Annotated in this window: 10 protein-coding genes; 6 read left to right on the forward strand and 4 right to left on the reverse strand. The window is 37.0% G+C overall.

What is annotated here, in order from left to right; translation table 11 throughout:
* Window positions 1-9: 9 nt before the first annotated feature.
* Window positions 10-5,169, reverse strand: a complete 5,160-nt coding sequence (locus ACMAYL_RS06465) for a fibronectin type III domain-containing protein (protein ID WP_412469898.1) — start codon at window positions 5,167-5,169, stop codon at window positions 10-12.
* Window positions 5,170-5,172: 3 nt separating this feature from the next.
* Window positions 5,173-7,059, reverse strand: coding sequence for a hypothetical protein (locus ACMAYL_RS06470; RefSeq protein WP_392990892.1), 1,887 nt, complete (start codon window positions 7,057-7,059; stop codon window positions 5,173-5,175).
* A gap of 300 nt (window positions 7,060-7,359) precedes the next feature.
* Between ACMAYL_RS06470 and ACMAYL_RS06475 the strand changes: the two genes are divergently transcribed.
* The 3 genes from ACMAYL_RS06475 to ACMAYL_RS06485 are packed head-to-tail and all read left to right on the forward strand — an operon-like array spanning window position 7,360 to window position 9,420.
* Window positions 7,360-8,142: a motility protein A gene (locus ACMAYL_RS06475; protein WP_103216344.1), complete on the forward strand. Its 783-nt coding sequence runs from the start codon at window positions 7,360-7,362 to the stop codon at window positions 8,140-8,142.
* A gap of 2 nt (window positions 8,143-8,144) precedes the next feature.
* The gene (locus ACMAYL_RS06480) at window positions 8,145-8,882 is read left to right on the forward strand and encodes a flagellar motor protein MotB (RefSeq protein ID WP_103216343.1); all 738 of its coding nucleotides are present in this window, start codon (window positions 8,145-8,147) and stop codon (window positions 8,880-8,882) included.
* Window positions 8,869-9,420 (forward strand): hypothetical protein, encoded by a 552-nt coding sequence (locus tag ACMAYL_RS06485; RefSeq protein ID WP_412470888.1) that lies wholly within the window; start codon window positions 8,869-8,871, stop codon window positions 9,418-9,420. The genes ACMAYL_RS06480 and ACMAYL_RS06485 overlap by 14 nt, the downstream gene beginning before the upstream one ends.
* Here ACMAYL_RS06485 and ACMAYL_RS06490 read toward each other — a convergent pair.
* Together ACMAYL_RS06490 and ACMAYL_RS06495 are read right to left on the reverse strand one after the other, a co-directional pair.
* Window positions 9,417-10,103, reverse strand: coding sequence for a hypothetical protein (locus tag ACMAYL_RS06490; protein WP_146037734.1), 687 nt, complete (start codon window positions 10,101-10,103; stop codon window positions 9,417-9,419). The genes ACMAYL_RS06485 and ACMAYL_RS06490 overlap by 4 nt on opposite strands.
* 120 nt (window positions 10,104-10,223) lie before the next feature.
* Window positions 10,224-10,403 carry a hypothetical protein gene (locus ACMAYL_RS06495; RefSeq protein ID WP_103216340.1) on the reverse strand — a complete coding sequence of 60 codons (180 nt, stop codon included), beginning with the start codon at window positions 10,401-10,403 and terminating at the stop codon, window positions 10,224-10,226.
* Between the two features lie 228 nt (window positions 10,404-10,631).
* On the opposite strand from ACMAYL_RS06495, the gene ACMAYL_RS06500 reads away from it, so the two are divergent.
* The 3 genes from ACMAYL_RS06500 (at window position 10,632) to ACMAYL_RS06510 (ending at window position 14,008) form a co-directional block, all read left to right on the forward strand.
* A complete protein-coding gene (locus ACMAYL_RS06500) occupies window positions 10,632-11,765 on the forward strand; it encodes an acyl-CoA dehydrogenase family protein (protein ID WP_103216339.1) in 1,134 nt (377 codons plus the stop codon).
* The gene (locus tag ACMAYL_RS06505) at window positions 11,765-12,991 is read left to right on the forward strand and encodes a hypothetical protein (protein ID WP_412470889.1); all 1,227 of its coding nucleotides are present in this window, start codon (window positions 11,765-11,767) and stop codon (window positions 12,989-12,991) included. The genes ACMAYL_RS06500 and ACMAYL_RS06505 overlap by 1 nt, the downstream gene beginning before the upstream one ends.
* Window positions 12,992-13,102: 111 nt before the next feature.
* Window positions 13,103-14,008, forward strand: coding sequence for a GGDEF domain-containing protein (locus ACMAYL_RS06510; RefSeq protein WP_103216337.1), 906 nt, complete (start codon window positions 13,103-13,105; stop codon window positions 14,006-14,008).
* Window positions 14,009-14,012: the final 4 nt, after the last annotated feature.

Consider the following 14,012-nt stretch of genomic DNA (forward strand, 5'->3'; position numbering starts at 1 on the left):
TATTCTACCTTATTGATAAGACTCATCTTCGATGCGCACAACACACCTTACTGCTGCATACTCATTTCTCATCTGATCATATTCGTTTCTAGCATTAAATCTTGCTGAATAACGACCACTACTCTTAGTGTTCGATTCTCCAAAATTCAGCATATAGATAGGAGTTTCTCGAGAAAGGCTCCATCTTACGTAGTCAACCGCAGTTCCATCATTATCAAGAGATGACTTTAGCGCTCCAGCGTGTGTGCTTGAATATGTGGCATATGTATCCGTTGCTGGGTCAACAGATTCAACAAAGTCGTAGAAATACTCTCTACTTGCAGGAGAAATATAACGGTTACGAGCAATTGAAATTTCAGACATCCCATCCGAAAAAATCTGACTATCACCAACAGGGAAATTTGGAATATCCATTGATGATGGATCAAGACTAAAGTCCGTTACAAAAGTTTCAAGAGAGATCGACATATTATCCAAACTCTCAGAACATAAACTTCCCTGACATTCCAGCGGTAAACCTAGAATTGGGTTAAAGTAGCGGCCACGACGAGGGTCTGTTGAGATATCTTGTGCACGATTAATAACATCCTGATCCCACTTAATGGCCAGAGTGTCATTAATTGAAAGCTTAGGCGCAAAATTATCTTGCCCAAAGTCTAAGAAGAACCCGTCACCATTTCTATAATAACTAACACTTCCTGGGTCCAATGAGTTTACAGATTCTGCAACTCCCGTATTCACGTTTCCAAATAGGTCAAAGATAGGTGTAAAGGCACCGTTTACAAGATAGTTACCACCTCTTGCACCACCTGGTTCAACAAATGAACAACGCCCAGTATCAGTATCAGACATAACCCAAGAAATTAAAGTATTAAGATAGTTAGCACCATTTGGCACCTCAACAGAGTTTGAAGCAAGTCCTGCTCCAAGCATTAGCTTTTCACTATCAAAACCACAAAAGATTTGTTCTGATGAAATTTCCGCCTTATTTCCAATAATATCTTGGACACCAAAGCGAGATGTACAAGCTTGAGTCGTAAATTGTGCCCCACCATTATCATAGAAACTTGAGCCAGTAATAAATGGTACACGACGCGGAGTCGTCACTGTTCCCTGATAACTACTTGGCATATTGATCATTAGGCGATCACCTGACCTTTGCTGATTTGTCGCTGCTCCACTGATAACATCTCTATCGTAGACGTTACATGAATTTTGAAAATTCACACCACTTGTTACAGGAGCATCATTTCTTGTTCCTGTCTCAACTTCTGCTACAGCTGCTTCATCAAAATCTTTAGGATAACGACTTGCCGTAATCCCTTCTCCACGACGCATAAGCCTCTTTTCTCTTACCGGGCCAATTTGCTTAAATTCTTCTGCGTCATCATCATATGTTCCAATCTTTACTTCATATGAATTACAAACACGATTGGCCTGCGTCTGACTAAGCCCCGTTAATGGAGGAAGCTTTGAATCATTAGAAGAGAAAACACGAGATAGTTTTGTATCTCCACGATAGCGTGGTGATGTATCGACATTTGTATAAGCAGGACTAGGAGTTGCATTAATTCCTGAATCAAATAACTTATTATTAGTAAGAATATCATTCATCGACATATCAAGAATGTCGACATCATCTACCCCATGAGCAAGTGTTGAAAGATTATTAACAGCAAGCCATCTCGGCTTAAGCTTATCACCGTCAGTTGAATCCGAAACAGGAATATTAATCATACAACGAGATGGTCCAAGTGTGTTTTTATTTCTCAGGTTATTACCATCAGCAAGGGCGGCACCACCAGCTCCTCTGTAGTAACCATGACTAATACGATCTTCATAAGTCTTTAAAGCATTACGAGAGTAGTAAACTGCCGCAAACTCACTTTGCACATTATAAGAAGCATAACTTCCATTTCCTCCATAAGGATTAAAGAAGTTTGTCGCAATATTGGCCGGATCAGTACAATCAGTAAAATCACCACTAACTCCTGGTGCAACAAAATCTCTACGATCAGCAGTATCCGGATCGCTACATGTAGTACTTGTAATTGCAATTGAAGCTGTATCTTCACCAAAGCAATCACCTACACGAAGTTGACTACGATCTGTATAAGACTCGCCAGTATTTGGGTGATTAACACCAGAAGTGTACCCCGGAGAATTTCCGTTAAAGCAACCCACAAAACCAGAACCTAGATCATTAGAACCTGTAAAATTAGGAATTGTTCCAGAGAAATTACTTCTTTCATATGCGTAATCCCCTCTCGTAAAATTACAACCTAGCTCAAAACGGTCAATTAGCATACTTGGACCAAAATCATAAACTGTTGAACCTTTAATCCATGGAGATGTTAGACCTCTGGCCCCAACCCCATTCCAAGAACAAGTATATTTCTGGCTAATATCTCTTGAATGAACCTTTCCAAGTTCACGACATTGCTGACGGTTTGCCATAAAACGATGAACAAGGGCCATATTTTCAGGAGGAAGGACAACCTTAATAATATGCTGAGGGTTAGTTGTCTCTCTTTCATACTCGAGCTCAACTCCTCTAAAAACTGGAACGACTTTATAGTAGTAAACACGAGCGTGATTAAAGTCATCACCCGCTTGAATATGCTTTACAGAATAGTCTGTAAACATCACGGCACGATATGTTTCAAGTACCTCATTAGTACGACTTCTTTCTGTGTAATCAACTGGGTGAAGTAAACCTTTATTCGTCAGAGTTTGGTAATCAAAGTCACCACTTGTGATATCTTTCCAAGTGATTTTATTATCATCAGAGCGATAAACACGATATCCAATTTTATGATCTTTCTTTTGTAAACCAGTTTCATAGGCATCTATGAAAGTTTGCATCGAAAGTGTTCCACTTGTAAACGTTACATCCTTCCAAGCGATACGAATGATACCAGAGTTCGAGTATTGATGTAGTGAGTTTGTTGTCACTCCATCTTTAGATCCATAAGCACCACTAAATTGAGTACTACCATTTGCAATACCAAATTGATCTTCAAAACCACTTGTAGGAGCTAGTGTAGCAGGATCTACTTCTACTTCAATTGGTTGTCCACTATCATTTAATGTTTCTAAAATATAGTCTTTTTTACGATCAGGTCCCGTTGGAGTAACCATTCCATTTGCTTTAGGACCAATGGCAAAAATATCAACCCACTCTTCAAATCTTGGCTTAGGTACTTCAATCTTACACTCACCTAATCCAGTATTGATATCTGCATAAATCGGAGATGCTCCGTCAATATAAGGAAGAACACCAAATTGATAAATCTTACCTGGAACAAGAGATGGAATTGTATATGTATAAGTTGTCGCAACAATGTTATCAACTCTAGTATAGGCAGGGTCATTTGCTAGAGCATCTGTATACTTAAATACTTTCCCATCTTTTTCTTTATAGAAAACAGCATACTTGTCATAGATACCACCAGTAGGAGCATCCCAGCTTACTGTAATGTAATCGGCACCAGTGTTACATGCATTAATTACACCAGGAAATTGTTCCACAGTAGGAACCTTAACAATTGGAGTAATACACTTTACGATCGCGTTATCAACATCATTAAGTGAAAAGTTATTTCCTGTAACACTAGGAACGGCCGCAAAACAATATTCTTTATCAGCAACAGTATCCCCGGCCCCAAAAAAGTTTCCTTGGATACGTACACTTGTATATGCACCAAATCCTGCATAGTCTCCTGGGTTATCATCTAATCTGATAAGTCCATCACACGATGCCTTACCACTTGCATTTGCAACATTAAAATTCAAAAGCGTTGGACTAGCATCACCTTCACCCTCATAACAGTAAATATCAAATCCATTAAGAAACCCTGTTTCAATAACAGGTGGATCAAAATTAATTGTAATTTGATTTAGGTTGTTAATATCTTGTGGACTCTGAATCCCTAAAATTCCAGAAAAAGAAGCAAGCTTTGGAATTGCACGATAGAAAACAGGTTTTCCAATTATTCTTTCACCATCACCACATGTTAGAGTTCGACAAGCAATCGCAAAAGTTAGGTAGTAATCATACTCTTCTAAACTCCCTATCCTTTTTGAAAATTCTTCTGCATTAGCTGTTCTATAATCACCGGCCAAGTTAAGAGGATCAATAATTGAAGCATCAATTTCTTCAGGAATTCTTGCTCTTACAAGATCAACGTCTTCCTCGGCTTCACCAAGTTTATAATTATAAATTCTATAATTTTCAAATGGCCCTACTGCAGGGGCCCAAGTTAAATCAATTGAAGTTAGACCTAGATTCTTGTCTGGTGTTGTTGCTCTTAGAGATAGGGTATCCCAGTCAAAAAGCCCTCCTGAACCTAAAGTAGTAACAGAAATAATTTTATTATTTTCTTCAAAACGATAACCTTGTGTATCTTGATAAATACCGTAACTCTTATGAATAGATCTAACTCTGAAATAATACTGCTTGCCAGGCATTAATCCCGTAACTTGTCTTTCTCTTTCAGTTGTTCCACCTGTTGAAGCCGTTACTTCACCAGGCTTTAGATCTCTTTGAATCGCAGGATGTGTATTATTAAATAAGTCCGAAATTGTTCCATCATCAGCAGCGATGTATGAAACCTCATAAGCGATTGGATCGTTAGGCATAGGATTATAAGTTGATCCTAGAGTCACAGCTGGTACCCATTTTACAAGAACAGTATTTTGGCCAGCAGCACCTACCAATGGCTCAACACTCGAAATACCAGCGAAGTCCGCAGTAAAATTTGAAAATGTTTTAGCACTTAATGTTGCATCGTTCTCACTCTGACTTCCAGTACTTCCGTCTCTTACACCAACAGAAAATGTATATTCAGTGTTTACATTTAAGTTTCTTACAGTGAAACGATACATCCCTTCATCATTAACTGATAAAGAGTCGGCTTTAACTTCAATAGGAATCGTCGCATCGTTAACTTTAATAAGATAAGTTAATTCAGAAGCAGGTCCAGTCGCAGGAAAGAAATAAACTTCAATCTTATCATTTGAAATTGGTATGACTTTTGAAATACCGGCAAATTGAAATGTCTGCCTACCACTTTCAGCGTTTCTTGCTTTTTCAAGATTAGCGTCTTCTACTTTTCCAACACAACCAGCAAGTAATAATAAACTTAGTACAATAGATAGAAATTTCATAAATTACTCAACCACCAGTGTTTGAATACTATTGTTATATTCAGAGTATTTGTCTTCTTGGTACAGATAAGTTAGTGCACCAAAGTAATATGTCCCAGGCGGAATAAAAGGAATTGTTATACCAACAGCATTCTCTTCGGCCTCAAATCTTAAGTAATCATTATTCCCATTTACAGCATCACTAAAACTAAAAGTTCCAGTGGTTGTCTTCATAAAGACAACATATCGGTCGTAGACACCCTCTTCAGGAGGAGTCCATGAAATTGCTGCGGAATTATTTGAACTATCAAAATATAAAGAACTGATTCCAGTAAAGTCTTCATATGTAGGAGTCATTACCTGCGGAACAATACAGCTAACTACTTCTGAGTCACGGTTAGGTGTAACAACGTCACCAACGTAAACGAATGGTAATAAAGCAAAGCAGTACTCTTCAGTCGAGTTAATGTCGATCCCTCTAATTGAAACTTCTGTTCCATTAGTAAAATCGAGAGTTGATGGATTTAGCGATGTAGGGTTATTACCATCTGGAAAGTTAATGAATGTATCAATAAATGGCTCACCAGTACTTCTCCCTTTTACTTCAATTAACATCCCATCAATTACACCACTAGCTAGATCTACAGGTTCAAAGCTTAAGTAGATTTCGTTAAGGGCCCAATGGTATCGTGGATTATTAATTTCAGTAATTCCTGAGAAGCTCACAAGCGGAGGGCTTGTACGATAAACGTTCGGAGAATTATATATAATTGACTTACCCGGAGAACATAAAGAATCTAAACACATAATAAGATATACTTCATAAGAAGTATAAGGCTCTAGCTCAACAAGCTTTGACTTACTATCCTCGTATGTAACTTGCTTACAAAAGTAAGCCGGATCTGTCGTTTCCTGACCATTACAAATATCATCGCGACTATTCTTATATGTCGACCACGCCTCACCTGTTCCATTTTCTTTATAGTAGATTCGGTAATGATCGATTGCTCCGATCCCTGTTGCCCAACTTAAATCAAGAGAGGTTTTTCCAGTACTATTACTAGGAGTTGTTACTTCAAAAGAATCTAGATCAACTTGTATGTCCCCCACGCTATCACTTAGTGTAGTAGCTGATAGGTAGTTATTATTCTTTTCATAATAATAACTTGGATCAGAACTAAATTTACTAAATCCGTGGTGAATACCTCTAACTCTCACATAATAAGTTGTACCTGGAAGAAGACCATTTACCTGTTGAGAAATCTTTTTTCCATCAACATAGTTTACAATACGAGTTGGTGCTGTAAATGAAGTGTCGTCGAACGCAACTGGTGTTGCTGTATCAGAATTAATTAAAACAACTTCATACTTTGAAACATCCGAATCTTCAGGAATGTATCCACCAGTTCTCTCTGCCGCTGGCCATTCAATTAATAGAGAGTTTTTCGAAGCTCCACCTGACAGATTTTTAATGCTACCAATACCAGTAAAGTTAGCTGTTTGATTTGAATAAGTTGCTACAGACTTAAAAGCGTCATTAACTGACTGCTGCCCTTTATCGTCTTTAGCCTGAACGTTAAAAACATATTGTTCATTAATATTTAAACCAGTAACTGTGTAACGAAGAAAACCACGATAATCAGGAACAAGAGTACGCCCAGGTACTGTAATTGGAGCAATCGCACCATCGTAGTTAATGATATAAGTAACTTTTAAAGGATCAAGATTTGAAGGTGGAAAATATATTTCAACTTTATCATGTGCAACGGCCATTGCATCCTGAATACCAGTGTAATTAATGACTGTTTCTCCGTCATTAATCCCCTTTGTTAATTCAGAATTTGCATCCTCAACCTTTCCAACACAACTAAAAAGTAAAAAACATCCTAACAGAAAGTAAATTCTATTCATTCGATAACCCATTTTATTTACATTAATTAAAAATAACGCTACGCTTCTCACTCAAAATTGTAGTTTAAAAAGAGAATTATTTTAAGTGCCTAAAATTAAAGGAAAATATTACCGAACGCATATTTAGTTTAGTATTTGTTCAACCTTACCGCTCCCCAACCGATGCCATGACAAACTTAAAGTTAAGAAATCTGAGGCCGCATAATTTCAGGCGGAAAAAAGTGTCGACCTGAGAAGAAATTAACCTAAGTAGTTAAAAATAGTAAAATTTTGGTAATCAATATTTACAAAGGTGAATAAATGAACATTTTTTCTTTAATTGGTTTGGTCCTCTCTGCGGTAATTCTCTTTGCAGGTTTAAGGATGTCATCAAGTGACTTAAAACTTTTCTTCGATGGCCCTTCCCTCTTCATTGTACTTGGAGGAACTTTTGCTGCGACTTCAGTAGCATTTCAACTTAATAAAATTGGAGCTCTCCTTAAGATTTTCATCAAACAATTCCTTGGTGGGAAAATGGTGGACTCTCCAGGTGTTATTAAAGAGATCATGCAAATTTGTGAAGCTTATCGTTCAGGCGAAGCTGCTGAAAACCTTCCTGGTAAAGCATCCGATGAATTTCTAAAAGAAGGACTTGAGTTAATTGCAGACGGATTTCTTCAAAAGGAAAAAATTATTGAGATCCTTGAGCAAAGAGCTGTCAATATGAATCAGCTTAGAAGTGAAGATACTAGAAAGATTAAAACTCTTGGAAAATTTCCACCGGCTTTTGGGATGATGGGGACAACAATTGGGATGATCGTACTTCTTGCAAACCTTGGTGGAGCAGATGCTATGAAGATGATTGGACCGGCCATGGGTGTTTGTCTTATTACAACTCTTTATGGAGTTATCATTGCAAACCTTGGATTTATCCCAATTAGTGAAAACCTTGAAGAGATTCAAAGACAAATGGAAGCTAAAGACAATATCGTTCTTGAAGGTATTAAACATATTCTAGAAAAGTCTAATCCAGTACTAGTTGCAGAAGAGCTTAACTCTTTCCTTGCACCTAATGAAAGATTAGACTGGAAATCTGCGAGTTAATAATGGCAATTAAAAAGAAAGTTCAAAATCAGGGCGGCGGAGATGACGAGAGTGGTTGGCTAGTATCGTATGCAGATATGATGACTCTAATTGCTTGTTTCTTCATCCTGATGATGGCATTTGCAAATTATGATCCTGTCGGTTTCAACAAAAAGGCTAAGGATCTTTCGACTTCTTTTCAAAAGGGAAAATTTAAAAGCTCGGAAGTTAAGCTTAATGAGCTTACAGAAGAAATTTCAAAGCACCCTGAATTAGAGAAGAATAGTAAGATTTCCATTGTAGATAATGAACTCATCATATCATTTTCAAGTAGTATTCTTTTCCCTGAAGGAAGTACAGAGCTTAATAAGAGTAGTATGCAATCACTTGATACAATGATTGATATTATCAGAACTAAGAATCCTAATTATCGAATTATGATTGAGGGGCACACTGACTCTGATGAGAGAAGTATTGCTCCGGGCATCGAAGGTCCTTGGCAATTAGGAGCAGTAAGAGCAGCTAAAGTTCTTTCTCGTTTTGAGTACTTTGGTTTCCCTCCTAGCACGCTAGCAGCAACGACAAAGGGTGACTCTGAGCCACTTATAACTCCAGAAGAGTTAGAGAAACTAAAAGAAAAAAATAAGAATAAAATTTTCTTTAACCCAAACAGAAGAGTTATTATTAAAGTTGTAGAACCTAAAGATCCAAAATCGAAAATCAAATTTGGATTCGGAATATATTTTAATGACAAAAAATAAACTTAGAGACTTTATAAAATTTATCGTTGTATTTGTCGTATTCTTAGGAGTGACAATTCCAACTTACCTATTCCTTAACCCTTCGGTGGCACAAGAGAGAATAGATAAAATGGATTACGACAAATGCATTCAACAAGATAAAATAACAAAGTATCAATCATGTCTTCGACGTGATCTTACACAAATTATTTCTGTTGCTAGGCCAATAGATATTAATTCGATTGAAAGTTTCATTCAATCTCTCTATGATCGTGACTTAAAAAATAGTTCAACAAATGAAGATCAAAGTATTGCTGCTCTACTCTATTTAGAAAATATGGCGATTTACTTCAATAGCATGAGAGAGATTGAAATTGCACGTAATAATATCACGTTCCTTGACGTGTTTTTTATTGGTAAAGCAAGAGAAGACCTATCTAAGCGATATAAGAAGTTTATGAGTACGATTGATAATCTGGATTTTAGGGCCCTTCCTGTTGATATTGCTTACCGTAAGGATATGGCCCTGAAGCTATTAGCTAAGTTTGAAAGTAATTAGAACTCCATATTATTTGAGCTCCATTCATCAGACTCAACAGCTCTTTTCTGATTACTAAGTACTTTTGCATTCACTGGCTGATTTCCTTTAAATTGAACAACATGACGTGTAGCACTTGCTGGTGCTCGCGTCTTAGCATTATCAACTTCTGCCATCATCTTACGACCCATTCGTGTAATCGTTTCAGTACTTGCTCTATTGTGCTCATCTAAACGTTTCTGGTATTCATTTTCAATTTGAGCAAGCTTCGTTTTATATTCTAGTGCAGACATTTTTAAATTTTTAAGACTTTCAATTTCTAGATTAGCTTTTGCTAGATCTGTTTTACTTTTTGCAATAATGGCATTCAAGGAATCCACATGAGCGACTTTACTCTTAAGAGTTTCTTTTGAAATCTCTTGAATCTTCTTGTCTGCCATATATTTCATCGAGTCCATTTGCAGATTAGCAACCTTTTGAGTTAATGAAGCATTCGCTTCTTTTAACTTTGCTACTTCTGAAGACTTTTTATATTGCCCAACACCCATAAGAACTGCACAAACAGCAAGGGCCACGTTCGTCAGATTAAAAGAAGAGCTCCCCTTTTTAGCCTTCTTTGACTTACGAGACGTGCCGGCTTTCTTGGCCTTACCGTTATTAATTACATTTTTGTGAGTTGGTCTAAATTCTTGTAGTGTTTTCATAATCAAATTATAAAAGTGATATGAGACTTAACGAAGAACTTCATTGGGACATTAATCAAATCAGATACTTAGTGTAGAAAACACTAGTTTTAAGGCGGCTAAATTCTGTGGCAGTTATACCTAATAGCCGATGAATCTCGCTGCAAACTGCTTGGCCAGAGGATATAAAATTAAATGCATGATTGTAATTACGGCCATTGAAGCAATGAGAAGCATATAAGGAAACGAATTAGTTAACTCAATCTCTTCCGCATTCCCGTTTGCATTCTCAGAATGAACTAGGTTGAAGTCGTTTCTCATTGTATTCTCCTTGCATGCGCTTAGGAAGGGGCTTTCACCCTTTGTTCTATTGTATCGCACAAATCCATTAAATAAAACCTAGTTAATCACTGCATCATCTAAGATACTGTAATTACGTTTAAGAATTCAAGAAAGCGGCATTAAATTTCATAAAATTTAACCATTTATGATTTATTTGGTACTGTAGGTAGATTTTATAATTAATTGAACAATTCTAAGGGTTTAGATATGAATGAAATGCAAAAAGAGATTGTAGAGGGACTTAAGCGCTTTCGCCTAGAGAAAATCGAGCCACATATGGAGCACGATGATTTCGAAGGAAAGTTTCGCATGGAAATCTTCAATGAACTTGGAGAGCTAGGTTTTACAGGAATGACTGTTTCTGAAGAATACGGTGGACTTGATCTTCCAGTTCAAGACTATAGTTATGCACTTGAAGAAATTGCAAAGTCATCAGTGGCCTATGCTGTGACAATTTCTGTTTCATCAATGGTTCAATCAATTCTAAATACTTTTGGAAATGAAGAACAAAAACAAAAATACCTTCCAGAACTAACTAGTGGTCAGGCCATTGGAGCTTTTGCTCTTTCAGAGTCTGGTGCAGGTTCAGATGCTGCAGGTCTTAAGACGACAGCAAAGAAAGTTGAAGGTGGCTATATTTTAAATGGTTCTAAACTTTGGATCACTTCAGGTGGAATTGCGAAAACATATATTGTAATGGCAAGAACAGGTGGAGAAGGAGCAAAAGGTGTTTCTGCATTTATCGTAGAAGACGGAATGGAAGGATTCTCATACGGTAAAAAAGAAAGAAAAATGGGATGGAATATCTCACCTACTCGTGAACTTCTATTTGAAAACTGTTTTGTTCCTGACGCTAACCTTCTTCAAAAAGAAGGTGAAGGTTTCAAAGTTGCAATGAGTGGGCTTGATAAAGGTCGAATCGCAATTGGATCAATCTCTGTCGGTTGTGCTCAACGTGCACTAGATGAAGCAATTAAATACTCACTAGAAAGACAACAATTTAAACAAGCAATCTTTGACTTCCAAGGACTACAGTTCATGATGGCCGATATGGCCTGTGATGTCGAAGCTGCAAGACTACTTGTTCAAGCTGCTGCAAAATCAATTGATGACGGAGCTTCAAATCAAAAGCTTGCTTCAATGGCAAAGATGCGTGCAAGTGATACAGCAATGAAAGTTACGACTGATGCTGTTCAAATTCTTGGTGGAGTTGGTTATACAAAAGAGTATCCAGTCGAGAGATTTATGAGAGATGCAAAAGTTCTTCAAATTGTTGAAGGAACAAACCAAATTCAAAAAGTGGTTATCTCTCGTCTTCTAAAGAAGGAATACGGAGCCTAATGAAAGTTTCAATTAATTCCTTTATTCAACATAAAGACAAGTCAGAGCAAATTCTAGAGGAAATTGAAAACTTTCAATCAAACCCACGTTTTGAATTTGTTTCAAAATTAAGTGAAGAATATTATCAACAACAGTGTGTTGATATCTTTTCTAAATTTAATTCTCGACGTGACTTTGTCCAAGTAGGAATTGGTGGAAGTGCACTTGGGCCTGAGATGCTAGTAAGCGCACTTAGAAAAGATATGAAACGTCGTTTTCATTTCTTTAATAATATTGATCCAGACGATACAAAGGAACTACTAGATAGTATCGATTTAAAGAACTCTCTAATCTATGTTGTATCAAAGTCTGGTGGTACTGCTGAAACACTTGCTTCTTTTGCAATTCTTGCAAATGAATTAGTACAGTCAGGAGTCGCCGAAGAAGATTTAAAAAATTATTTTGTATTTGCAAGTGACCCAGCTAACTCACAACTAAGAGATCTTGGAGATGAGCTAGGTATTACAACTTTGGCAATCCCATCAAATATTGGTGGGCGTTTTAGTGTTTTAACTCCTGTAGGCTTATTACCTGCTCTCTTTGCTGGAATTGATATTCAAGCTCTTTGCAAAAGCGGTTTCGAATATGGACAGTCACTAAAAGAATCATCAGAACTAAAAGAAGTAACTTCAACATTTCTAAATCATCTTGAACAAGGCTATGACCAAACTGTTATTATGCCTTATTCGAGTAAAATGAGAGACTTTGCATTTTGGTTTGTACAACTATGGGCAGAGAGTCTTGGGAAGAAAAAAGAAGATGGAAAAAGAATTGGTATAACTCCAATTCCTTCTTATGGTGCTACTGATCAACATTCACAAATGCAATTATTCATGGAAGGCCCGTTAAATAAAGTAATGATCCTCGTCCATGTAAAAGAGTTCGCAAACAATTTTGAATTAAGAAATTCATTCAATCATCCGAAATTACAAAAACTCGGAAAGTACACACTGAAGAATTTAATCGATTCAGAATTCTACGGAACTCAAAAAGCTTTAACAGAACAAAGAGTTCCACATATTACTTTTGAAATAGAAAAACTAAATGAAGTAAATTTGGCCAAGTTGATTGTATTCTTCGAGTACCTGACAGCTATCACAGGTTATTGCCTAAATATTGATCCGTTTAACCAACCAGGAGTTGAGGCCGGAAAAATATATAGCTTTGAATGGCTTGATAACCTATGAGAAATACACGATTTAGACAGATAGAAATGTTTTCCAATCTTGATTAAAATCGGGGCGCTAGTTAAAATCAACAGGGAAAACAATCTATTATAAAGTACTGAAAGGACGAATATGAGTGATGACGCTACTCTAGTATTGACTGACATTAAAGCTGCCCTAGCATCAGCGAATAAAGAAGCCGAAGATAAGCCTGCGGCCCTTCTTGTTGTTGGTGGTGATTTAAACGGCACTCTTTTTGATTTAAAAGCAGAAGAGATTACTGTTGGCCGAAGTGCAAAATGTGATATTCCATTAGAGTTTAATGGTATCTCAAGAGAGCACTTCAAGTTAGTTTCATCTGCGGATGGATATCAGGTAGTTGATCTTGGTTCTAGAAATGGAACTTTTTTAAATAATAGTAAAGTTGAAGCTCCTACTGATCTTCAAAAAGGTGACATCATTAAGATGGGTGCAATGGCACTTAAATACCTTCCAAAAGGTGATCCAGAGAGACTTACTTATGATAAGCTTCAACTAGAAGCAAATACAGATGGACTAACTGGTTGTTACAATAAGTCTTTCTTCAACAAGAAACTTGATCTTGAAGTGAAGAAGTCAAAAGTGACAGGTACTCCACTCTCTCTTATTGTTTTCGATCTAGATCACTTTAAGAAACTTAATGATAACTACGGACACGATGCTGGTGACTACGTACTAAAAGAGCTAGCTGAAGTTATCCGTTCAAACGGAATTAGAGAAACTGATATTTTCGCACGTTATGGTGGAGAAGAGTTTGTTGTTCTACTTCCTAAAACAAATATTAAACAATCATACGAAATCGCTGAGCGCCTAAGAAAGGCGGTAGAAACTCACGATTTCATTTACGACGATAATAAGTTACCGGTAACTGCATCGATTGGCGTTTCTGACTACAGACAGGGAGTTAGTAGTGGAACAGACCTATTTAAAAGGGCCGACTCTGCAGTATACAAATCCAAGGAAGGTGGAAGAAACCAGGTTAATTTCTATCGCGACTAGTTCG

It is taken from the genome of Halobacteriovorax sp. RT-2-4 (assembly GCF_047085445.1).
Taxonomy (GTDB): domain Bacteria; phylum Bdellovibrionota; class Bacteriovoracia; order Bacteriovoracales; family Bacteriovoracaceae; genus Halobacteriovorax_A.